A 23,197-nucleotide genomic window follows, 5' to 3' on the forward strand; every position below is an offset into this window, starting at 1 on the left:
TATACAGGCTGCTCACTTCCACCACCTACACGAAAACCGTTGAGGGGGCTATCACTTCGGCATCCCAGATCCCGCCAAAAAGGTCGCGCCCCATGTCCGAACCCGCCGTATTCCCCTCTCCCCGGCCCGCCCTTGGTCGCGGGGCGACCTTCGCCATGGCCGCCGCCGCTGGGCTGGCCGTCGCCAACATCTACTATAATCAGCCGATGCTCGGCCTCATCGAAGACGCCTTCCCCGGCTCGGCCAGCCCGGGCCTGATCCCGACGGTGACCCAATTGGGCTATGCCCTGGGTTTGTTTCTGCTGGTGCCGCTGGGGGATCTTGTCGACCGGCGGCGTCTGATCATCGGCCAGTTCCTGGCTTTGGCCGCGACGCTTTGTCTGACGGCGCTGGCGCCAACGGCCGGGGTGCTGGTCGGCGCCTCGCTACTGGTTGGCGCCGGGGCGACGGTGGCCCAGCATATCGTGCCGTTTGCCGCCGCCCTGGCGCCCGACGGCCAGCGCGGGCGGATCATCGGCACGGTGATGGGCGGGCTGCTTTGCGGGATCTTGCTCAGCCGGACCCTGGCCGGCGTCGTCGCCACCCATCTGGGATGGCGCGAGATGTTCTGGCTGGGCGTGCCGCTGGTCCTGGCCGCCGCCGGGTTGATGGCCGCCGTGCTGCCGCGCCGGGTCGTTCCGCCGCAGGGCCTGCGCTACGGCCAAGCCTTGCGTTCGCTCGCCCATCTCTGGCGCGACGAACCGGCCCTGCGGCGGGCGACGCTGACGCAGGCCGCCCTCTTTGGCTCGTTCTCGGTCTTCTGGACGGTTCTGGCGCTTCATCTGCAAGAGCCCGCCCTGGGGCTGGGCGCCGATGTCGCCGGCCTGTTCGGGGTTATCGGCGCGGTCGGGGTGGTGGCGGCGCCGCTGGCCGGGCGGCTGGCCGATCATCGCGGACCGGGGCCGGTGATCGTCCTCGGCGCGTCGCTGGTTCTGGTGTCCTGGGCGATTGTCGCCCTGTGGGCAAGCGTCCTTGGGCTGGTGGTCGGCGTCATCGCCCTTGATCTCGGCACTCAAAGCGCCCTGGTGTCCAATCAGCATGTGGTCTATGCGCTGCGCCCCGAGGCGCGCAGCCGCCTCAACACCGTATTCATGAGCGGTATGTTCCTGGGAGGCGCCGGCGGATCGGCCGGGGCGACCCTGGCCTGGAGCTTGGGCGGCTGGGCGGCGGTCAGCGGCTATGGCGCCGGGCTGGCGATCCTCGCCCTGGGGATCTTGCGCCTTGGCCGGCCGATCAGGTCGGAGTGTGCGGCGGCGGCAGCGACAGACTGAAGCGCCCCTTGCCGCCGTGTTTGGCGGCATACATGGCCATATCGGCCCGCGCCGTCAGATCCTCCACTCCCTCGCCCGAGGCCGGATCATGGATGGCCAGCCCGATCGACAACGACAGCGGTCGGTCGGGCGAGCCGTCGAAGGGGCGCAAGAGGGCGTCTTCGGCCAAGATCTCGGCGGCCTTAGCGCTGGCCGCCTCGGCGTCGGCCCCCTCGAGCCAAATGGCGAATTCGTCACCGCCCAGGCGGGCGACGATATCGGTGGCCCGGGTATGATCGGTCAGGATCTTGCGCACCGTCATCAACGCCTCGTCACCGCGCAGATGGCCATGGGCGTCATTGACCCATTTGAAGTTGTCCAGATCGATATACAGCAGGGCCGAGCGCGCCGGCCGCTCGGAGCGGCGGGCCGCCTCCTCGCCGGCGCGGCGCTCGACCAGCCCGGGAGGCCCTTTCAGCCGGCGGTCCATGTCGTCGAAAAACGCCCGGCGGTTGAGCAGGCCGGTCAACCCGTCGGTGCGCGACATGGAGATGATGCGGTCGTGCTGACCGATCTGTTCATTGGCGCTGCCGATCTGATTGGCGACATCGACGATCAGCAGATGATCATCCTCGCTCCACGCGCCGCGTTCGATGCGCCGCCACAGCACCACCGCGCCGTTGATCTGGCGGCGATAGCGCGACGCCGCGACCAGCACGGTCCACTTCCCATCGGGGGTGGTCTGGGCGTGGGCTCCCTCGCCTAGGGCCTCAAGGGTAAGGACGACCTTTTCGTCACCGCCTTCGCCGAAACGTCCGCGCGGCAGGAACGGCCGGTCGGGGCCATCATCAAGCGCCGCCCGATAAATTAGGCAACCATCACCGCCTACGCTGCGGGCCAGGGCTTCAGCGGCGACATTGAGCATATTGGAGGGGTCAATCTCGTCGCGGAAGGTGCGCTCGACATTGGCGACGACGCGTTGGCGGTTGAGCGCCCGGGCCAGCGCCTTGTCGCGGTCGTGCTGTTCGGTGATGTCGTGGCAGACGCCCCGGCCGCCGCTCCATTCGCCGCTGGCGTCGAAAACCGGCATCGAGGAGGTCTTGAGACAAGCCAGAGTGCCGTCGCGGCGGCGGACCCAGATATCGACATCCTTGACCCGGACCGGCGAGTTGAAGACCGTCGCCCCCGATTGGGCATCGGTGATGTCCATCAAGGTCCAGGGCAGGGCGCCCACCAGATCGCGGGCGGCATAGCCAAGGGCGCCATCGGGGGAAACGAAAACGAAGCGGCCGTCCGGTCCGGTTTCCCAGGTGAAGTCGATCGACAGATCGACGAAATCCTTATAGCGCTGGCGGCTGTCGGTCAGCGCCTTGCGCAGGGTTCTTTCCAAGGTGACGTCGCGGCCGATCACCACCACCCGGCCCGGCTCGGCGGTGGGCAGGATGATCAGGTCGAATTGGGCGGGCAGGCCGTCGCGCCCGACATCCACGACCTTTTGCTGGGGAACGCCGGTTTCCAGGGCGCTGCGGATCTCCGGCAACAGGCTGTCGGCGGCTTCCGGCGAAAACAGCGGGCGCAGGGGTTCGCCCAGGGCGTTGCACAGGGCCTCGCCGCCGCCCAGCGCGACGATGGCCGCCGGGCCGGGGTGCAGAAGGATCGTCTCCGGCGCGATGGTGGCGGCCTGGGCGTCGAACCGCGGAGGCTCCTCGTCGTGCTCGTCGCGTGTCTTGACCTCGGCCACCCTGACCTCTCTCCTGTAAGGCTCCCGACCGCGCCCCTTGTTGGAAGGGTCGGAGTCGAAACGGGATGCGGTCGCACCTTACGAAGGGGCGCCCGTCGCGTCAACGGAAGGGCGGTCCGGCGCGTTTCCGGCCGGCAGGGCGATTGACTTGGACAACCGGCCGGCTATGGTTGACCACCATCCACGACTATCGGATCCTTTTCAACCGCCCCGACCGGGGCTTCGCCCAGGGACACCCGCGCGCCATGACCACGCCGAGCTTGCAGACCACCATCGAGGCCGCCTGGGAGAGCCGCGAGGGCGTGACCCTGGAGACGCGGGGAGCCGTGCGCGACGCGGTCGAGGCCGTGCTCGACGGCCTGGACGCCGGGATCTATCGCGTCGCCGAAAAGATCGGCGAGACCTGGGTTGTCCATCAGTGGCTGAAGATGGCGGTGCTGCTGTCCTTCCGCCTCAACGACATGACACCGGTTTCCGGCGCGCCGGGCGGCGCCACCTGGTGGGACAAGGTTCCCTCCAAATTCGCCGGCTGGGGGGAAGACCGCTTCCGCGCCGCCGGATTCCGCGCCGTTCCCGGCGCCATCGTCCGCCGCTCGGCCCATATCGCGCCGGGCGTCGTGCTGATGCCCAGCTTCGTCAACCTCGGCGCCCGCGTCGAATCCGGGGCGATGATCGACACCTGGGCGACCGTGGGGTCTTGCGCCCAGATCGGGCGCAACGTTCATCTGTCGGGCGGGGCGGGGATCGGCGGCGTGCTGGAACCCCTTCAGGCCGGTCCGGTGATCATCGAAGACAACTGCTTCATCGGCGCCCGCTCCGAGGTCGCCGAGGGGGTGCTGGTGGAAACCGGCGCCGTGCTGTCGATGGGCGTGTTCATCGGCGCCTCGACCCGCGTCATCGATCGTGAGACCGGCGAGGTCTTCATGGGCCGGGTTCCGGCCTATTCGGTGGTGGTGCCGGGATCGCTGCCCGGTAAGCCGCTGCCCGATGGCACGCCGGGCCCCGGTCTGGCCTGCGCGGTGATCGTCAAGCGGGTCGACGAGCGCACCCGCTCCAAGGTCTCGATCAACGATCTGCTGCGCGATACCCCGCGCTGAAGGCCCGCGTTGAAGGAACGTCCGCCCTTGTCTGCGCTTCCCCTTCGCTGGACTGCGGCCGAATTGGCCGATCCCTTGGCTTTGGCCCGGGCGCTGGTGGCTTGCCCCAGCGTCACCCCGCGTGATGCCGGGGCCCTTGATGTTCTTGAATCCGCCCTGATCGCCTTGGGCTTCCGCTGCGTTCGCCTGCCCTTTGGCGCCGAGGGCGGCGAGAGGGTGGATAATCTGTATGCCCGCCGCGGCGGCGCCGGCCCCTGTTTCGGATTCGCCGGCCATACGGATGTCGTGCCCGCCGGCGACGGCTGGAGCCGGCCGCCCTTTGGCGCCGAAGTGGTCGATGGTGCCCTGGTCGGCCGGGGAGCGGCCGATATGAAAGGCGGCATCGCCTGTTTCGTCGCCGCCGTCGCCCGGTTGATTTCCGGACCCGATTCCACGGGATCGATTTCCAGACACGATCCCACGGGATCGATCGCCCTGCTGATCACCGGCGACGAGGAGGGCCCCGCCCTTCACGGCACCCGCAAGGTGCTGGAGTGGATGGAGGGGGCTGGCGAAAGGATGGATCTGTGTTTGGTTGGCGAGCCGACCAATCCCGAAGGCCTGGGCGACATGATCAAGATCGGTCGGAGGGGCAGCCTGACCGCCACCGTCACCCTTCTCGGCCGCGCCGGCCATGTCGCCTATCCCCATCTCGCCGATAACCCCCTTCATCGGCTCTCGACGTTGACCGGCCTGCTGCTGGCCGAGACCCTGGACGACGGCACGGCGCATTTCCAGCCTTCTAGCCTGCAGCTGACCAGCATCGATGTCGGCAATCCGGCCGCCAATGTCATTCCCGCCAAGGCCACCTTGCGCTTCAATATCCGCTTCAACGATCGCCATAGCGGCGAGTCGCTGTCGGCCTGGATCCGCGCCCGCTGTCTGGCGGCCTGCGATGGCGACGAAAGCGGCTTTTCCCTGGTTTTGGAGCATAGCGGCGATGCCTTCCTGACGCCGCCCGGCCCGCTGTCGGATCTGATCGCCACGGCCTGTCAGGCGGTCACCGGCCGGCGGCCGGAGCTGTCGACCTCGGGCGGCACCTCCGATGCCCGTTTCATTCGCAGCCATTGCCCGGTGGCCGAATTCGGTCTGGTCGGGCGAACCATGCACAAGCCCGATGAACGGGTGGCGGTGGCCGATCTCGAAGCCTTAAGCGAGATCTACCGCCGGGTTCTGGTCGGTTTCTTCGAGGCCCCATGCTGAGCGCCCCCCAGGCGGCGAAGGTGCTTTGGGGGGTGGGCCGCCTGTTGCGGTTCGATCCCCAGGGACTGAAGGCCTTTGACGGCTCCCCCCAGGACGCCCTGCGCAGCTTCTGGGCGGCGCTCTATCTGCTGCCGTTGTTCGGGTTCTTCGTCATCGCCGATCGCCTGGGCGAAACCGACGAAGCCCTGGCCGATATCGGTCTTGGCACCCTGCTGCTGGTCAGGACGCTGCATTACGTGATCGGCTGGTGCCTGTTTCCGGTGGTGATGGATGGGGTCAGTCGGCTGCTCGGCCGCCATGACCGGCTGTATGGGTGGCTTGCCGCCTATAACTGGATGCAAGTGCCGATCATGATCGCCTTCGTCCCCATGGCCCTGCTGACCCTGAGCGGCGGCGATCCCCGGGCGGCCCTGTTCCTCAATGTCATCGCCTTCCTGGCCATGGTGCTCTATCTCGGCTTCATCGCCCGCCACGGGCTGGATCTGCCGCTGTCCTCGGCCATCGGACTGGTCCTTCTCGACCTCATCCTCAGCGAGGTTCTGCACGCTCTGGCCATGGGGGTTCTGGGCGGCCTGGGTCCCGAACCGGCCTAAACCGCCGCTTGGCGCGACTCCCCCATCCTTTTTCAACGATTATGACCACGGCGTTTCCCGGGCGGGCCCCGGGGAAAATCATCGCCCTGCCCTTGTGCCGGGGATCGATCGGGTTATATAGCTACACATCTGTTAGCTAGCTATCTAGATCGGTGCCATGTCCAAGCGTCTTTCCGATTCCGTACCCGGCCTCAATGCCGCCTTCACCTTCGAGCTGTCGACGGCGGGGCGGAAAATGCGGCGGCTTTTCGATGGGGTGGTGCGCGAGCACGGCTTGACCCTGTCGCGGGCCCGCGCCTTGCTGTTGCTGTCGGGACACCGCACCTGGACCCAGGCCGAACTGGCCGACGCCCTTGACGTCGAGCCGCCGTCGGTGGTGCGCCTGCTCGATGGCCTGGAACGCCAGGGCATGATCAGCCGCAGCGCGGTGGAGGGCGATCGCCGGGCCAAGCATATCGAATTGACTGAGCCGGCCCGGGTGCAGATCGGCCATATGGAAGAGATCAGCGCCACGGTCCGCAGCCGGCTGCTTGAGGGAATCGATCCCGAGGATCTGAAGATCGCGCTGGCGGTGCTGCGTCAGGTGGTCAGCAACGCGGAAGCGGCCCGCTCCGATGACGCCGACCTCACCGCGCCCCCGGCGGATGGCAAAGACCATGTCCGGGCCCAGTAGTCCTCCCGCTCCGCCCGCCGCTCCGCCGATGTCGACGGGGCGGTCAACCATTTATATCGCGGCTTCGGTCCTGCTCTGGATGACCCAGGGCCTCGGCATGAACCTGATCGCCGTGAATACCTTGCAGATCCAGGGGTCTCTGGGGGCGACCTTGACGGAAACATCCTGGCTGATCGCGGCCTATATGGCGCCCAATGTCAGCTTGACGATCTTGCTGACCAAGATCCGCATTCAATTCGGCCTGCGCCGGTTTGCCGAACTCAGCTTGATTATTTTCGCCGTCACCTCGCTGCTTCATCTGGTCATCTTTGATTTGTGGACGGCCCTGCCCATTCGGTTTCTGGCCGGCATGGCGGCCGCGCCGGTTTCCACCTTGGGCTTTCTTTACATGCTGGAGGCCTTTCCCCCGGCCAAGAAACTGACCTGGGCGGTTAGCCTGTCGCTGACCTGTTCGGCGGCGACGCCGATGGTGGCCCGGGTGATCTCGCCGGTTCTGCTTGATCTCGGCCAATGGCAACAGCTTTACACCCTGGAACTCGGTCTGGCCCTGCTTGCCTTCTCCGTCGTTTTCCTGCTGCCCCTAACCCCCTTGCCTTATGCCAAGGTCCTGCATTGGCGCGACTTTATTACTTATCCCTTGGTTGCCATCGGCTTTGGCCTGCTGGCGGTGGTGCTGGCTTTGGGGCGCTTTTACTGGTGGTTCGAGGCGCCGTGGATTGGCATCTGCTTGGCTATCGCCGCGCTGTGCATCGGCGGCGCGGCGGCCGTGGAACTGCACCGCGACACGCCGCTGCTGAATATCCGTTGGTTGACCAGCCCCGAAATCGCCACCCTCGCCCTGACCTTGCTGATCTTTCGCATCGTGCTGGCCGAACAGACATCGGGCGCCATCGGCCTGTTCCAGACCCTTGGTCTGCTCAACGAGCAAAGCAGGACTCTTTATCTCATCCTTCTGGCGGCGACCCTGGCGGGTGGACTGATCTGCGGCCTCACCCTGACCCTGGCCCGCGTGCCGCTGTTTCATGGGATCGCTTTGATCTGTATCGCCGGCGGCGCGGTCATGGATGGCCATGCCACCGCGCTCACCCGGCCCGAGACCATGTATTTCAGTCAGGCCCTGATCGCCTTCGGCGGTGCCCTGTTCCTGCCCCCGGCCATGCATTCGGGGCTGGTCAAGACTTTCAAGCAAGGGCCGATGTTCATCACCAGTTTCATCGCCGTCTTTTTGTTTACCCAAAGCATCGGCGGGCTGATGGGCTCGGCGTTGTTTGGCAGCCTGGTTACCCTGCGTGAGAAGGTCCATTCCGCCCATCTGGTCGAGCAGATCCAACTGACCAATCCGATCGTTGCCGATCGTCTTCATACCTTGGCCGGGGCCTATCATCCCCTCCTGAGCGATCCGCAGCAGCTTATGACCGAAGGCATGGCCCTGTTGTCCCAGCAGGTCACGCGTGAGGCCACCGTTCTTGCCTATAACGATGCCTTCCTTCTGCTTGCCGCCATCGCCAGCGCCTTCCTGGCGGCCCTTGGTCTGCATATGGCCTATCGCCGCCTGCGCGGCCGTCTGGACCGTTCACGCGGCCCGGACGCCCTGATCCCCCAATCGAGACCCACCTGAACCATGTCAAAGGTCAAACATTTTTTCCCTGCCGGGCTCGCGCTGTCCATCGGCCTCATCGGTGCCCTGCTCGTTCTCTATGCGTGGCACCTGCCGCCCTTCCGCAGCGCCGTCGAAACGACCGACAACGCCTATGTGCGCGCTCAGGTCACCATGATCAGTCCGCAAAGCGCCGGCTATGTGACCGCGGTCACCGTCCATGATTTCCAGACGGTCAAGGCCGGCACGCCGCTGTTTCAGATCGATGACCGGATCTATGCGCAAAAGCTGAAGCAGGCCCAGGCGACCTTAGAAATGAAACGCGCCGCCCTGGAGAATTCCGAGCAGAGCGAGCGGGCGGCGCAGGCGCGGATCCGCTCCAGCGAGGCCGAGATCGCCAGCGCCATCGCCGCCCTGGATGTCGCCCGGTCCACCGCCCGCCGCACCGAGGCTTTGCTGGCGCGCGGCGTCTCGACGCAAAGCTCCGCCGATCAGGCCCGCTCCACCCTGGCCCAGGCCGAAGCCCTGGTACACAAAAGCCAAGCCGCCCTTGACGTTTCCCGCGAGGATCTGCGCTCGATCCGCGTTAATCGGGACTCGCTTCAGGCCGATATCGCCAATGCCCAGGCGGCGGTCGAACTGGCGACGATTGATTTGCACAACACCAGCATCGTCGCGCCAATCGATGGCACGCTGGGCGAGATCGGGGTGCGGTTGGGGCAGTATGTTTCGGCCGGAACCCAGCTCGCCGCCCTGGTGCCCGCAAGACGCTGGGTCATCGCCAATTTCAAGGAAACCCAGTTGGCCGGCATCCAGATCGGTCAGGCGGTGAGCTTTCGCGTCGATGCCCTGCAGGGGACGGCCCTGGCCGGGCATGTCGAAGCCTTTTCGCCCGCCACGGGCTCAGAGTTTACCGTGCTGAAATCCGACAACGCCACGGGCAACTTCACCAAGGTCACCCAGCGGCTTCCCGTTCGCATCGCCATCGATCCCGATCAGGCGCAGGCCGCCCTGTTGGCGCCGGGAATGTCGGTGGTGGTGCGCATCGATACCGCCCCATCCGAGAGGGACGGAAAGCACCCGTCTTAAAGCAGATCCCCGGGCGATCTAGGGGGAGTGCTGATCCAGGCGCTATTTATTGGCGCGCAGGGTTTCCAGGCGGAAGGTGGGGGGCAGGGGTTCCTTGCGGCCGACGGCCTTGGCCAGGGATTCGATTTCGTTCACCGTCTCCTCGATGAAGTGAACGATGTCGCGGGTATCCTTGGGATAGGCCGAAAACAGCGCCTTGGCCCGGTCCATCGGCAACTTGCCGCTTTTCACCGCCTGGGCCAGGGCGGCCTGGACCAGTTCGGGGCGGCAGGCGGTGGCCAGGGTCAGCCCCCAGATATTGGGAATCAGGCGGATGATGGCATAGGTGTCATTGGGGGTCAGGCCGGAAAAGAAGCCCTTGAGCGCCTGGAGATCGCCCGTCAGCACCGCCCGGTGCATCACCGTATTGCCTTCCTTGTCGCGCTGGAGCAGCAGCGACAGCAAGGGATTGGTCGGCGCCGGCGAGTTTTTGTCGACCGGCAGGTCCTTGCGCACCAATTCGCCGCGCACGGTGGTGCGGATCACCAGATCATCGTTGCGCAGCAGGCTGGTGATCTTGCGCAGATGGGTATGCTTGCCCGCCTTCAGGGCGCTGAACAGCACCCCGCCGCCGCTATGCTCGCGGCGCAGCAGCTTGCGCGCCAGATAGGCCTGGGCATAGGCCTTGCGCGTGGCGATATCGGGCACGCCCATCGCCACCACCGTTTCGCTGGTGTTGCGCATCAGCAGCCGCATCAGATCATCGAACATGGCGTGGTTGGCGATGGTCACCAGCTTGAAGAACGCGGTGCCGCCGGTCTTGGTGTCGACGTAATCGAAGAACAGCCGGCAGGTCGCCGCCCGCAGGGTGACATCGGCCTGGGGCTGGAGCGCCTGACGCAGCACATGCTGCGACAACATGGCCTGATTTTGCTCGATATCGCTGGAAAAAATCATCGACATCAAGGCGTTGCGCTGGTCCTCGTCCTTCGCCCGCTCGGCGATGGCCGCCTCGATGTTCTCGATCGACAGATGCTTGGTCTGGATCAGGGCGTTGATCGACTGCCAGCGCGGCAGCGGCACCAGCATCTTGTTCAGCGGCGACTGGCCGCTGCGATTGCGCTTGGAGAAATCGATGTCCATGGCCAGCAGGGTGCGGGCCATGCGCAGGGTCGAGGTTCCCTCGTGCTCGCGCAGGGTATCGGCCAGATAATGCCAGATGCCGTTGCCGTCGGTGTCTTCGTGGGTCAGATAGGAAAAGATCCGGTCCTCCTGCTCGCGTTCTTTCCAGAAGCTGAGCAGGGTCTCGAAGATCGCCGCCGACTCGTCCACGTGATTCAATCCGAGGCGGTACTGCAAATAGTTTTCGCCGGCCTCCCCACGGGCCGCATAAAGCCGATCATTGTGATCCATGAACTTGATCCATTGAAGGAAAAAGTATCCGAATCGCGATGGGGACTTGGCGTGCCGCTTCAAGATGTCGGCATGTATGTCGGCGACTGTCTTCATTGTCTGGTTTGTCTTAACCTATGACAGTCAAAAAGATAAAATTTTACTGACCGGGTCAGACCCTTTTTTAGCTGATTTCAGCCGATACCGCAAATAGTATGGATAAGCGTCACGCGACCCGCCCGCCGGCCCCCGTGGCGCAACCGCTTGGCTTGCGCCCCCCCGGGGGCTGACTGTAAGGTTCGCCGGCGTCGGGCCCTTGGAAAGCCCCCTTCTCCAGGCGTTCCCGAACGCGGTCGCCGCGCCGACACGCATCGTCATCGCTTTCTTTCTCACGCCTTCGGATACCGCCATGCAGACCCTGAGCGCCCTTCTGCCTATTTTCCTCACCGTCTTCCTGGCCGAACTTGGCGACAAGACCCAGCTTGCCACCATGCTCTACGCCTCGGGTGGCCAGTCGCGCCCTTTGGCGATCTTCATCGCCGCCTCGGCCGCCCTGGTGCTGTCGACGGCCCTGGCGGTTTTCGTCGGCGCGATGATGACCCGCTATGTCGAGGCCCTGCCCCTCAAGCTGATCGCCGGCGTCGGCTTCATCGTCATCGGCTCGTGGACCGTCTTCCAACACTACCGCGGCGCCTGACCGGGCCGCGCGCCCCGCGCCCCGCGCCGCCGACATCCCTGGCCTTCGGCCCGTAGGGGGCGATTTTGACCGAAAATCCCTAACACTTTTCGTTATCCCGCTCTAGAGTGCCCAATTCGATTTTCCCTGTTTCCGACAAAGGACCGTAAGACGATGGTCGCCATTTCCCTGCCCGACGGCAGCGTTCGCAGCTATGAAGGCCCGGTGACGGGTCGCCAGATCGCCGAGGACATTGGTCCCGGCTTGGCCAAGGCAGCGCTGGCGGTCACTATCGACGGGACTATGAAGGATCTGAGCGTTCCCATCACTACGGACGCCAGCGTCAGCCTGATCACGGCGCGCGACGCCGCCGCCCTGGAGCTGCTGCGCCACGACGCCGCCCATGTGATGGCCCAGGCGGTGCAAGAATTGTATCCCGGCACCCAGGTGACCATCGGTCCGGCGATCGAGAACGGCTTTTATTACGACTTCGCCCGGGCCGAGCCGTTCACGCCCGAGGATCTGGAGCGCATCGAAGAGCGCATGCGCGAGATCGTCGGCCGCGATTTGCCGATCGTCCGCGAGGTCTGGGAGCGCGACGAGGCCATCGCCTATTTCACCAAGCTTGGTGAAACCTATAAGGCCGAGCTGATCACCGGCCTGCCGGCGAACGAGGATGTCAGCGTCTATCGCCAGGGCGACTGGCTTGACCTGTGCCGCGGCCCCCATCTGCCGTCGACGGGCAAGCTCGGCACCGCCTTCAAGCTGATGAAGCTGGCCGGCGCCTATTGGCGGGGCGATTCGCGCAATCCGATGCTTCAGCGCATCTATGGCACCGCTTGGCCCGATCGCAAGCAGCTTGACGCCTATCTGACCATGCTGGCCGAGGCCGAAAAGCGCGACCACCGCCGCGTCGGCCAGGAAATGGACCTGTTCCACCTTCAGGAAGAGGCCCAGGGCGCGGTCTTCTGGCATCCCAAGGGCTGGACGGTCTATCGCACCTTGCAAAACTATATGCGCCGTCGCCTGGATCTGGCCGGCTACGTCGAGGTCAACACCCCGATGCTGGTCGACCGCGCCCTTTGGGAAAAATCCGGGCATTGGGAGAAATTCCGCCAGAACATGTTCATCAGCGAGGCCGAGGACAAGCTGCTGGCGATGAAGCCGATGAACTGCCCCTGCCATATCCAGATCTTCAAGCAGGGCATCAAAAGCTATCGCGACCTGCCGCTGCGCATGGCCGAATTCGGCGCCTGTCACCGCAACGAGGCCTCGGGCGCCCTGCATGGCCTGATGCGGGTGCGCGCCTTCGTTCAAGATGACGCCCATATCTTCTGCACCGAAGATCAGATCGTTTCGGAAACCCAGGCCTTCTGCGATCTTCTGAAAAGCGTCTACCGGGACCTGGGCTTCACCGAGATCAAGGTGAAGTTCTCCGACCGCCCCGAGGTTCGCGCCGGCAGCGACGAGACCTGGGACAAGGCCGAAGCCGCCCTGCGCGAAGCCACCGACGCCGCCGGCCTGGAGTGGACCCTCAACCCGGGCGAGGGCGCCTTCTATGGTCCCAAGCTGGAATTCGTCCTGCGCGACGCCATCGGCCGCGACTGGCAGTGCGGCACCTTGCAGGTCGATTTCGTGCTTCCCGAACGCCTGGGCGCCGATTATGTCGGCGAGGATGGCGACAAGCATCGCCCGGTCATGCTCCACCGCGCCATCCTTGGCACCTTCGAGCGCTTCATGGGCATCCTGATCGAGAACTGCGCCGGCCGTTTCCCCTTCTGGCTGGCGCCGGTGCAGGTCGTGGTCGCGACCATCACCTCGGATGCCGACGATTACGCCCGCACGGTGCTCGCCGCCCTCAAGGCCAAGGGCTTGCGCGCGGTCGCCGATCTGCGCAATGAAAAAATCAACTACAAGGTGCGCGAGCATTCGCTGGCCAAGGTGCCGGTCATGCTGGTGGTCGGACGCAAGGAGGCCGAAACCGGCGGCGTGGCCTTGCGTCGCCTGGGCGGTCAGAGCCAGGAAGTCCTTGCGCTTGATGAAGCCATTGCTACACTTGCCAACGAGTCGGTTGCTCCCGATCTGCGCGCCGCCCCCCAGGGGTAAGGCGCAAAGGCCGGAGACGGACTCGACCAGGGTGCCGCTGGACGGCCCGGGCCCCTTCGGGAGATCTCTCCCGGGGGCCGGAGCCGCCGCGGTCATCCCTGTTTTTGAAACCATTGGGAGATTGGAAACATAGCCAGGCCACCGATGCAGGCTCCGCCGTCCAAGGATGGACCGCGCGCCAACCGGGAAATCAGAATCCCCGAAGTCCGTCTCATCGACGAAAATGGCGACAACGTGGGCGTCGTGTCCACGCGGGATGCCTTGGCCCGTGCCGAAGCGGCCGGTCTCGATCTGGTCGAGATTTCGCCCAACGCCGAGCCGCCCGTCTGCAAGATTCTCGATCTAGGTAAGTTTAAGTACGAAGCCCAGAAGAAGAAGAACGAGGCGAAGAAGAAGCAGAAAGTCATCGAGATCAAGGAAATCAAGCTTCGTCCGAATATCGACGAGCATGACTACGACGTCAAGATGCGCGCCGCCAAGCGTTTCCTGGAGGAGGGCGACAAGGTCAAAGTGACCATGCGCTTCCGGGGCCGTGAAATGGCCCACCAGGATCTGGGCATGAACGTGCTGAAGCGGGTCAGCGAGGATGTCGCCGATCTCGCCAAGGTGGAGCAGCATCCCAAGCTCGAAGGCCGGCAGATGATCATGGTGATGGCGCCCAAATAAGGGCACCGTCTCCGGCTTCTCCTCGCGGGAAGCCACCCGATGTGACCGCGCTAAAAATACACGTGCCTAAAATACACGAGGGGCCGTCCCGCCAGGACGGCCCCTTGGTGTATCGGCAGCGACCGCCGTCACCCCGCCGAGCCAACCCCTCCCCGGGAGGAGGGGGCGGGGTCGAGCAGGGAATGAATGGCCCGTTCGTAAACGTGGTGGGGATCGGCGGTATCGCTGCCCACCGCCTGACCGCAGAGATTGGAATAGCCCAGATCAAGGGCGAGGCGGACCTCTTCCATGGTCCTGAGATCCCAGACATAGCTGGCGATGCCGCGTTCCTTGGCGAAGCGGGCGAGATCGGTCATCACCCGCGCCCGATTGGCCGGGTCGCTGCCATGACGGCCGATATCGTTGAGATCGATGCCGAGCAGGCGCACCCCATCAAGAAAGCCGCGGATCGGTTCAAGCTGGTCGGGGGCGGCGCGCACGGCGACGAAGCGCGACAGCTTGGCCAGCCCGGCCACCACCTGGGGCAGGCGGTTCAAAGGCAGGCCATCGAACAGCCCGACCAGTTCAAAAGCCAGACCATCCTTGCGGCAATCCTCGACCAGGGTGGCGATCAGGCTGAACATCTCGTTGCGGTTCTGGCCGGTGAACGAGCGAAAATGCAGCGGCAGGATGATCACCGGCGGCGCCTTGGCGTCGCGGGCGGCGCGCAGGGGCTTGAGCGCCACTTCGATCACCTTCTTATCGACCTCGATGCCCAAAGGATCAAGATAGCCGCCATACAAGGTCCACTGCCCGGCGAACCAGCCATAATCGGTGGTGCGATAGGGTTGGCCTTGATAGGCGAAGACCAGACGGGTCGAGGGATTCCACACCGGGCGGAAGCCGACGGTCAGGCTGTCGTGGATGCGGTTTTGCGCCAACAGGGCGCGGGCGTTTGATCGGGCAACCAGACTGCGCACCCCGACCTCCTCGGCCAGACGCTCGTCCAGAATCCGGCTGATCGCCTCCAGGGTGGGCGGGGCGCCGCTTTCAAGCAGGTCCGAAACGGTGATCGCCGAGGCCTTGACCCCGAAATCGGGCAGGCCGACCGCCCGGTTGCCCAGCAGGCGCTTGCGCACCAGATCGGCGATCATCATCACCTTGGCCGCCGCCTCCTCCGCCTCCAGGCCCGAGAGCAACAACAAATAGGATTCGTCGTTTTGCTGCCAGTAGTAATCGCCATCGGCCATATGCTGGCGAATGATCCCTTCGGTTAGCATCATCGCCTTGCGCGATAACTTGGGCCACTCGTCGCCGAAGGCGGTTTTTATTTCTTCCAGGGTCAGAAGGTGAACCTTGGAGATCGCCGAATCCTTGCGCTCGCCAAGATAGGCCCGCAACATGCCATCCAGCGTCGCCTGGGGAGCATCCGACAAGCGGGGCTCGGATCCTTGCCCGCTCTTGCCCAGGCGTCCCGATCCCGCCGGGGCCAGCCGATCGGCAAGGCGGCGCAAAGCCTCGGCCACCCACAGGCCGAAGCGGCTTGGCCGGCGTCGCGCCGCCTTGTTGCGCGCCTTCTCCACGGTAAGCATCCCTCCCTTTCCCAACCAAACCGTCTCGCGCCCCCCGCCCGCCGGCGCGGCCTATACCCCGACCGTCGGCCGCTCGCCACCATAGGACCGGCGCTCCCCCGCGCCGATCGGCGAGACATGGGTCACCAGCAATCGCGCCCGCCCATCCCATCGGTGGAGTAGCAGAGCCGGGGGCTCCAGGGTGATCGCCGCCGGCGCCTTGTGGGCGAAATCCAGGGCGAAGGCGAAAGCCGGCGCTGGACAGACCGTCACCGCCACACCATGCCAGACGGTGGTAACATGGCGATGGGCATGGCCACATAACAGACGGACAACCCTTCCGGGATGACGATCGAGCAAAAGACCAAGGGTTTCGCTTTGATCAAGCCGCGCCGCGTCCAAATGATCGATGCCCATGGGAAAGGGCGGGTGGTGGAGAAACAGCACCACCGGTTTGTCGAGGAAGGCGGCCTCGCTCAGCGCCGAATCCAGCCACGCCTCCTGCGACGCGGAAAGCGCGCCGCCCGAGTGGCCGGACCGCAGGCTATCAAGACCGATCAGCCGCAGCGGTCCCAGATCGAAGGTGAGATCAAGCGTCGCCCCATCGGGGATCCCGGCGCCCGGCGGCTCGGGCCAAGGACACAGGCCATCGAGTCCGGCGCGCAGGGCGGCGCGGTCGTCGTGATTGCCCGGGCAAACCAGCAGCGGCAGATCCAAGGGCGCCAGCAACCGGCGCAAATGGGCGTATTCCTCGGGCCGACCTTGCTGAGTCAGATCCCCGGTGATCAGCAGCAGATCGGGGCGGTGGGCCAGGGCCTGAAGATGGGCGACGCAGGCCTCAAGCGCCGCGGCGGTATCGACCACGCCGCCAACGAGCATGCCCGGCGGGCGGATATGAAGATCGGAGGTTTGGGCGATCAGCATGGACGGGGCTCCGAACGGCGCGGGGAATCGGCCTCGCCTACATAGACCATTCGGTCCGGCGGAACAAAGCCCAGACAAAGGATAATTCCTGGTGGGAAGAAAAAATCCACAACTGTGATCGATCCCGTAACAAAAACGATAATCGCACCGTACGGTCTCTACAATTAAAAGGGGATCGCAGAGGCGATCCCCCAAAATACCTCATCCATTAGTCTAGATCCGCGACCCGAAAGGGAGGGTTGGCTTTCACCGCCATCGCCGTTCTAATCTATTGGATTTATATCAAAGTCTTCGCGTTAGAGGCGACTTCTTTAAGGCGATTTCTTGCGAAGAGCGTCATCCGGCCAGAACGGCGTAATCAACTTCGTAGCCCTTATGGGGTGGCTTGCCCCCGGTTTTCTTGACCAGGGCGATGACCTCGTCCAACCCGACGGACTCGGGCACGTTCAACACCTCGTAAATCACCGAAGAACCGGTGGTGGGGCCGGTTTCGGCAAGGCGGTGCGCCTTGTCGACGAGGCCCTCGCCGGCAACCTTGATCATGAACGACGCCATAAGCGTCCTCCTCTGCTGGGTCCGATGGAAGACCGGGGGGAGGTCGCCGCCCTTCGGCGACGCGGTCATCTTTTGAATACTCTAGACCCGCCAAGCCGGCAAAGGCGGTTTTCGCCAAGAAGACGCGTCCGCCCGCGTCTCGCGGTCAAAGCGGCGTGGGCGCCCGGGGATCGATGGAGGGCAGACCGCGATGACCGCGCACCTCGTCGGCCGCGGCCAGGGCCTGATCGGCCAACTTCCTGGCCTCGACGCGGATGGCGATGCCCGCCCCCCCGGCGAGATCGCCGCGCAGGCGCTGACAGAGGGTCGCCTCGGCCTCCATGCCAAAAGCCGCCAGGGTTCCGCGCAACCCGTGCAAAAGCTGCGAGGCCTCTTCGAAGGCGCCGCGCGCCAGCGCCTCGGGCAGGGCGCGGGCGCGGTGGCGCAGCGCCTCCTCGGCGGCCCGCAAATAGATCGGATAATCCTCGCCAAGCGAGGTGCGCAGTTGGGCCAGCGCCTCGGGATCGAGCAGCCGGCGCGGCGCCTCAAGGCTTTTGCGCGGCGACGGCGCGGCGGAGGACCGGGGGGTGAGGGGCCGACCGGCGGCGATATCGCCAAGCAGGGCGCGCAGCCGCCGGGCATTCAGCGGCTTGGCCAGATGCTCGTTCATTCCCGCCGAAAGGAACCTTTCGCGATCCCCGGGCAAGGCATCGGCGGTAAAGGCGATGATGGGAACCCCGGCGATCGGCCGGCCATCGGAAAAATGGACCTCGGGGGGCAGGCCGCGGATGGCCCGGCAGGCGTCCAGCCCATCCATCACCGGCATCTGGATATCCATCAGCACCACATCGACCGGATCGGCACCGCGCAGCTTGGCCAGGGCTTCGCGGCCGTTGGCGGCGAGGATGACGCGGTGCCCTTGCTTTTCCAGCACGGCCTGGACCAGGATCTGGTTTTCCAAAATATCCTCGGCGACCAGAACGACCAGTGCCCTCGAGGCCGCCGCCTCCGTCGGGACATCGGCGGCCGGCGGCTCCTCCCCCCTCTCGGCGTCCCCATCGCCCAGGGTGCCATCGGGCGCCGGCGTCCGCGACAGCGGCACCATCGGCACGACGACGCTAAAGACACTGCCTTCGCCCGGGGTGCTCGAGACGGTGATATCCCCCCCCATCAGCCGGGCGAGCTTGCGCGAGATGGCAAGGCCAAGGCCGGTTCCGCCGTGGGTCCGCGTCGCCGACCCATCAAGCTGCTGAAAGGCGGCGAACAAGTCGTTGAAGCGCTCGCGCGGGATACCGCAGCCGGTATCGACGACACGCAGGCGCAGCCAATGGATATCGTTCTCGATCTTCAGAACGTCCCCTTGCACGGTGACCATGCCCTTATCGGTGAACTTGACGGCATTGCCGACCAGATTGACCAGAATCTGACGCAAGCGCTGGGAATCGCCGCGATACCCCGGCGCCAGAGCGCGATCAAGATCGATTCGCACGCTCAGTCGCTTGGCGCTGGCCGCCACCCCGCACAGGCTGACCACCGCCTGAACTTCGTGGGACAGCGAGAAATCCCGGTCCACAAGGACCAGCCGCCCGGTATCGATGCGGCTGAAGTCGAGAATATCGTTGATCAACCCCAGAAGATGCTCGCCCGAGCGCTGAATGGTGCGGGCGTAATCGATCTGCCGGGGCTCGAGGGGGCCGTCGAGCAGCAGGCCGGTCATCCCGATCACCGCGTTCATCGGCGTTCTGATCTCGTGGCTCATCGTCGCCAGGAATTCGGCCTTAGCGCGGGCGGCGGCCTGGGCGGCGTCGCGGGCGCGCACCAGTTCCTCGCGATTGGCGATCAGCTCCTCGTTGGCCCGGCCCAGACGATCGCCCATGGCCGCCACCTCGCGACCGGTCTCGTCGAGTTCGCGCACGTCGAAGGCCGGAGCGGTCTGAAAATAAGACCCGGAGGCGATGCGCCGGATCATGGCGTTCAGCGCCGACAGCGGCCCCGACAGCCTGACGCTCATCTCCCTGACCCGGATGTAGAGAAAGGCGAGGAACCCCAGATAGAAGACCAGCAAACCGCCCGCCATCAGATAGCCGATGACGGTGAAGAGCCGGTCAAGCCGCAGGATATCGCCAAAAACCGTGTCGCGATCGGCGACCATCAAATACGTCCAACCGGTGCTCGCCACCTTGGCCCAGGCCACGACCTTTTGCTTTCCCGCCAGAGTCACCGGGCGTACGCCGTTGCTTTGGCTTTGCAGGGCGGCCAGCAGATCGGCCGGCTCGGCGCGGGCGAACAGATTGAAGGCGGGATCGACGAAGGTGTCTTTGGTGATCGCGCCGCCATAGGTCGCCTCGGTCAGCGGCTTGGCCCCCCAATCCTCGCCCGCGACCTTCGGCGCGCCCAGAATCCCGCCGTTCCGATCAAGCAGCAGACCATAGGCGTCGAACGGCAATTCGGCCGCCAGAACCCGATCGATAAAGGTGCCGACGGTCACGTCCAGCCCGACCACCCCTTCCAGGATCGTGCCACGATAGGCGGGCGCGATGGCCGAAGCGATCCACCCCCTGCCGGCCGGATCGAGATAGACGTCGGTCCACACCACCTTGCGTTCCGGGTTATGCTCCTGGTCGGCCTCATAGAAGAAATTGAACGACGGAATATCCATGTGCGGCGCGTATTGGCTGAGCACATCGATCGGGGGATAGATGCGGTTCATCGAATCCCAGGTGTTGACATAGATCTGATCGACCAACGGCTCCACGGCGCTGATGTCGCGCATCAGGGGATCGAGCGCGGCCGAGCACACCGCCTTGTCGATCTGGGCCGGTCCCACCGGAATGATTCCGGAATAGAAAAGCGCGGCGGACCCCTCGGGCGCACCGGTGCTGTACAACACGCCATTGGCCCCCAGCGCGAGACGGGCCCGTTCCCTGGGCGCGGGCTGGCACGGGGTAGACAAGACACGGGCCGCCTGGTGGGCGAAGACGCTGGCCGTGGTCCCAAGGGCGGCAAGGCGCTCCGACAGCAAGGCGGCTTCGCGCTCGGCGGCGCCGTAGAACTCGTTCTCGACGGCCGACCCAAAGCTCTCAAGCGTGCGACTTGTCGAGATCTGATGGGAAAGCAAATAGATGGCTAGAAACACCAGTTCGATGAAGACCAGCGGAATCAGGGCGCTGCGCAGATAGGACCGCCAGATCCAGCGAAAGATCGGCATGGATTGGCCATCCTCGGCCGGCCCCGGCACCGAAGGCGGAGCGGGAAGGGTTCCAGCCAGATCATTGGAGCGGTCCATATTCATTTGCCCTATCCGCCTCGCCGAACGACCCCTCGGGGTCGACGGAGCCCCCAGGCCTCCCCCTAGTCAAAGGCTTGATGCTGAGATGTGTGAGCAAGACTCATGCCGCGCCCCCCTTGGCGGCGGGCTTGCCAAAAGGACCTAAAAGGGTGCATACCGAAAGCTAGATCTTTTGATTTGACGCCCTCTCCGCCGCGGAACGCAACTGGCAAGGCGATCTGCAACAAAGCCGGTGATCGGCGCCTGGTCTTTCCCCCTTGTTCCCGCGCAGGGAGGACGCCTCCCAACCATGACCATGACCATGCTTGATATGGGGCTTTTGAACGAATTGAAAGAGGACCTCGGCGAGGAGGTCCTTGCCGGCCTGCTCGCCCACTTCATCGGGAATTCCAAGGCCCGCCTCACCCGCCTCGCCGCGGCATTGGAGAGCGGAGCCTTGCGGGAGGCGGGACGCGAAGCCCATTCCCTGAAAGGTATCGCCGCGTCGTTGGGAATGCCCGATCTTGCCGCCTTCGCCGGAGTTATCGAAGAGACTTGCCGTACCGGAGATCTGGACTCCGCCCGGGCACAAGCGCACGGGCTTCCCGAGCTTTTGGAGCGGACGGTCGTCAGCCTGGGGGACCATTACACCTTGCCAAACCGATCCTGACCCACAGCCCGGCCCCGCTCCGCAAGGGGCGCGGCCGTGACGGCTTCCCCAGTGGCTGATCCGAGGAACAAGCAGGCATGCCCGGAAGAAAACCCATCGCCTTGCTCATCGATGACGATCCGGAAATACGGGCCTTCATCCGCGCCGTCCTCACGCCGATGGATTTCTTCTGCGAGGAATTCGACGGCTTTGGCGCCTTGCGCGACCGCACGGAGGTCAATGACGCCGACGTCATCATCCTGGATCTATCGCTGGGCGAGGATGATGGGGTGGAGGTGCTGCGCTGGCTGGCCGATCGGCGTTGTCCGGCCGGAATCGCCCTGGTGTCGAGTTTCGACGAGCGCCTGCTGGCCACCGCCCTCAAGGTCGGGCAATCCTATGGGCTTTCGATGCTGAAGTGCCTGCGCAAACCGGTCAAGCCCGTCGATCTGCGCGAAATGCTGGCCAATCGCCCGCGCCCGCAAAGCGCGATCGCCCGCGAAGAACTGGCCCTCGGCATCGAGGCCCGGGAACTGGTTCTTTTCTACCAGCCCAAAATCGAGGTGGCGACGGGGGCGGTCAGCAGCGCCGAGGCCCTAGTGCGCTGGAACAACGGTCGGCGCGGGTTGATCTTTCCCGGCAGCTTCATTCCTTTGGCCGAGACTTCCGGCCTGATGTCGACGATGACCGATATGGTGCTTGATCAAGCCCTCTTCGACCGCGCCGCCTGGGGAGCCCTTGGCTTTTCGCCGGCGGTCGCGGTCAATCTGTCGGCTTCGGCCCTGGTCGACCTTGATCTGCCCGACCGGGTCGGCGCCAGCCTTCATAAGCACGGGGTACCGGCCAGCGCCCTGATCTTGGAAGTGACCGAGGCCAGCGCCATGCGCGACACCCGATCAAGCATGGATGTGCTGACGCGCCTGCGCATCAAGGGGGCGGGGGTTTCGATCGATGACTTCGGCACCGGCTATTCCTCGCTGGCCGAACTCCACCGCCTGCCCTTCACGGAGCTGAAGATCGACCGCTCCTTCACCATGGAGATCCACCACGACAAGGATTCCCGCATCATCGTCGACGCCATCATCCGCATGGCCCACGCCATGGGCCTGCGCGTGGTCGCCGAAGGGGTGGAAACCGCCGAACAGCTGCGCATTCTGGCCGATATGGAGTGCGATGCCGCCCAGGGCTACCACTTCTGCCGAGCGGTACCCTATGACAAGTTCATCGCTTTTCTGGAAAGCCGCGAACCCGCCTTCGCCGATCGGGTGATCTCGCCCTAGAATCGGCGACCTGTGGATCGGCGATAATGGTGCCCCCGGGGAGAGTCGAACTCCCACTCCCTTACGGGAAACAGATTTTGAGTCTGCCGCGTCTACCAGTTCCGCCACAGGGGCACCGTGGGTCTGGGTAGGCGGGGGGGGATCATGCCGTCGGTCGGCGCCGCCGTCAACGGGGTTAAAGGGGAGATTTCGTCCTATCTGCATCAAAAGCGCCCGATCCCTGGCCGGGCGGGGGGCTTTGCCACAAGGAAATCACAATTTTCCCCTCCCTTGGCCGGCGTCCTGGGGTGTATGGTTCCCGCCCTTTCCTCCCCGCCTTCATCCCACAGAGTTTTCCGATGACACGTTTGCTGTCCCTTCTCGCGTTGCTCGCGGTGACGACTCCCGCCTTCGCCCTTTTCGCCATGACCGTTCCCGTCGAGGACGCCCGCCGCGAGGCCATCGCCGCCGAAGACCGGGGCGACCAATCCCAGGCCTTGGCGATCTGGCGATCCCTGGCCGACAAGGGCGATGACGAAGCCGAATATCAGTTGGGCCAACACCTGACCCGGGGACCGGCCTCCACCGCCGAACGCATCGAAGGCGCCCATTGGCTGACCCGGGCCGCCAGCCGCGGCCATCAGGGCGCGCTCGACGCCCTCTCAGCCCTGGCCGCCGGCACCGCGCCGGTCACGCTCTCGGCCAGGCGCTAAAGAAAATCCCGAGCGATCTGGACCGGAGTCCAGACACCGATTTGCCCCCCTATCAAGACGGTGGCGCGCCGAGCGGGAACCAAGCTTCCCGCTCGCTGCTCTTGATCACAATCCTGGCGCTCACGGGACCACCCTTTGACGCCACGGCTTTAATCGCATA

19 protein-coding genes and 1 tRNA gene are annotated in these 23,197 nt (G+C 65.0%); 13 read left to right on the plus strand and 7 right to left on the minus strand.

Annotation, left to right across the window (positions count from 1 at the left end; genetic code table 11):
* Positions 1–92: 92 nt before the first annotated feature.
* Positions 93–1,310, plus strand: coding sequence for an MFS transporter (locus RRU_RS17965; protein ID WP_011391224.1), 1,218 nt, complete (start codon positions 93–95; stop codon positions 1,308–1,310).
* On the opposite strand, the gene RRU_RS17970 is transcribed toward RRU_RS17965, so the two are convergent.
* The gene (locus RRU_RS17970; RefSeq protein WP_011391225.1) at positions 1,273–3,030 is read right to left on the minus strand and encodes a sensor domain-containing diguanylate cyclase; all 1,758 of its coding nucleotides are present in this window, start codon (positions 3,028–3,030) and stop codon (positions 1,273–1,275) included. The genes RRU_RS17965 and RRU_RS17970 overlap by 38 nt on opposite strands.
* Positions 3,031–3,275: 245 nt before the next feature.
* On the opposite strand from RRU_RS17970, the gene dapD reads away from it, so the two are divergent.
* The 6 genes from dapD (at position 3,276) to RRU_RS18000 (ending at position 9,321) form a co-directional block, all read left to right on the plus strand.
* A complete protein-coding gene (dapD, locus tag RRU_RS17975) occupies positions 3,276–4,127 on the plus strand; it encodes a 2,3,4,5-tetrahydropyridine-2,6-dicarboxylate N-succinyltransferase (RefSeq protein WP_011391226.1) in 852 nt (283 codons plus the stop codon).
* Between the two features lie 27 nt (positions 4,128–4,154).
* Positions 4,155–5,369, plus strand: a complete 1,215-nt coding sequence (gene dapE, locus RRU_RS17980) for a succinyl-diaminopimelate desuccinylase (RefSeq protein WP_011391227.1) — start codon at positions 4,155–4,157, stop codon at positions 5,367–5,369.
* Positions 5,363–5,962, plus strand: a complete 600-nt coding sequence (locus RRU_RS17985; RefSeq protein WP_011391228.1) for a hypothetical protein — start codon at positions 5,363–5,365, stop codon at positions 5,960–5,962. The genes dapE and RRU_RS17985 overlap by 7 nt, the downstream gene beginning before the upstream one ends.
* 157 nt (positions 5,963–6,119) lie before the next feature.
* On the plus strand, positions 6,120–6,635 hold the full coding sequence (locus RRU_RS17990) for a MarR family winged helix-turn-helix transcriptional regulator (protein ID WP_011391229.1): 516 nt from the start codon (positions 6,120–6,122) through the stop codon (positions 6,633–6,635).
* Positions 6,619–8,253: an MFS transporter gene (locus RRU_RS17995; protein WP_011391230.1), complete on the plus strand. Its 1,635-nt coding sequence runs from the start codon at positions 6,619–6,621 to the stop codon at positions 8,251–8,253. Before RRU_RS17990 ends, RRU_RS17995 begins: the two co-directional genes overlap by 17 nt.
* A gap of 3 nt (positions 8,254–8,256) precedes the next feature.
* Positions 8,257–9,321 (plus strand): HlyD family secretion protein, encoded by a 1,065-nt coding sequence (locus RRU_RS18000; RefSeq protein ID WP_011391231.1) that lies wholly within the window; start codon positions 8,257–8,259, stop codon positions 9,319–9,321.
* A 42-nt stretch (positions 9,322–9,363) separates the two neighbouring features.
* Here the strand turns inward: RRU_RS18000 and RRU_RS18005 are convergent, their stop codons facing one another.
* Complete coding sequence (locus RRU_RS18005) at positions 9,364–10,713, minus strand: hypothetical protein (protein ID WP_014626604.1); 1,350 nt, start codon at positions 10,711–10,713, stop codon at positions 9,364–9,366.
* Positions 10,714–11,101: 388 nt separating this feature from the next.
* On the opposite strand from RRU_RS18005, the gene RRU_RS18010 reads away from it, so the two are divergent.
* The 3 genes from RRU_RS18010 to infC all read left to right on the plus strand — a co-directional run bounded on the left by RRU_RS18010 (position 11,102) and on the right by infC (position 14,140).
* Complete coding sequence (locus tag RRU_RS18010; RefSeq protein ID WP_237703802.1) at positions 11,102–11,389, plus strand: TMEM165/GDT1 family protein; 288 nt, start codon at positions 11,102–11,104, stop codon at positions 11,387–11,389.
* Positions 11,390–11,542: 153 nt separating this feature from the next.
* Positions 11,543–13,474: a threonine--tRNA ligase gene (thrS, locus tag RRU_RS18015; RefSeq protein WP_011391234.1), complete on the plus strand. Its 1,932-nt coding sequence runs from the start codon at positions 11,543–11,545 to the stop codon at positions 13,472–13,474.
* 144 nt (positions 13,475–13,618) lie between these two features.
* Positions 13,619–14,140: a translation initiation factor IF-3 gene (gene infC, locus RRU_RS18020; protein WP_011391235.1), complete on the plus strand. Its 522-nt coding sequence runs from the start codon at positions 13,619–13,621 to the stop codon at positions 14,138–14,140.
* A 128-nt stretch (positions 14,141–14,268) separates the two neighbouring features.
* On the opposite strand, the gene RRU_RS18025 is transcribed toward infC, so the two are convergent.
* The 4 genes from RRU_RS18025 to RRU_RS18040 form a co-directional block, all read right to left on the minus strand.
* Entirely contained in the window at positions 14,269–15,711 is a 1,443-nt protein-coding gene (locus RRU_RS18025; protein ID WP_011391236.1) for a hypothetical protein, read from the minus strand.
* Between the two features lie 51 nt (positions 15,712–15,762).
* Positions 15,763–16,614: a phosphodiesterase gene (locus tag RRU_RS18030; protein ID WP_011391237.1), complete on the minus strand. Its 852-nt coding sequence runs from the start codon at positions 16,612–16,614 to the stop codon at positions 15,763–15,765.
* A 336-nt stretch (positions 16,615–16,950) separates the two neighbouring features.
* Entirely contained in the window at positions 16,951–17,169 is a 219-nt protein-coding gene (locus tag RRU_RS18035; protein WP_011391238.1) for a hypothetical protein, read from the minus strand.
* Positions 17,170–17,314: 145 nt separating this feature from the next.
* Positions 17,315–20,440: a hybrid sensor histidine kinase/response regulator gene (locus RRU_RS18040; protein WP_011391239.1), complete on the minus strand. Its 3,126-nt coding sequence runs from the start codon at positions 20,438–20,440 to the stop codon at positions 17,315–17,317.
* A gap of 286 nt (positions 20,441–20,726) precedes the next feature.
* On the opposite strand from RRU_RS18040, the gene RRU_RS18045 reads away from it, so the two are divergent.
* Positions 20,727–21,086, plus strand: a complete 360-nt coding sequence (locus RRU_RS18045) for an Hpt domain-containing protein (RefSeq protein WP_011391240.1) — start codon at positions 20,727–20,729, stop codon at positions 21,084–21,086.
* Between the two features lie 77 nt (positions 21,087–21,163).
* Positions 21,164–22,345 (plus strand): GGDEF/EAL domain-containing response regulator, encoded by a 1,182-nt coding sequence (locus RRU_RS18050; protein WP_011391241.1) that lies wholly within the window; start codon positions 21,164–21,166, stop codon positions 22,343–22,345.
* Positions 22,346–22,372: 27 nt separating this feature from the next.
* Here the strand turns inward: RRU_RS18050 and RRU_RS18055 are convergent.
* A tRNA-Leu gene (locus tag RRU_RS18055) sits at positions 22,373–22,459 on the minus strand.
* A gap of 224 nt (positions 22,460–22,683) precedes the next feature.
* On the opposite strand from RRU_RS18055, the gene RRU_RS18060 reads away from it, so the two are divergent.
* Complete coding sequence (locus tag RRU_RS18060) at positions 22,684–23,037, plus strand: hypothetical protein (RefSeq protein ID WP_011391242.1); 354 nt, start codon at positions 22,684–22,686, stop codon at positions 23,035–23,037.
* The last annotated feature ends 160 nt before the right edge of the window (positions 23,038–23,197 follow it).

The organism is Rhodospirillum rubrum ATCC 11170 (assembly GCF_000013085.1).
GTDB classification, from domain to species: Bacteria; Pseudomonadota; Alphaproteobacteria; order Rhodospirillales; family Rhodospirillaceae; genus Rhodospirillum; species Rhodospirillum rubrum.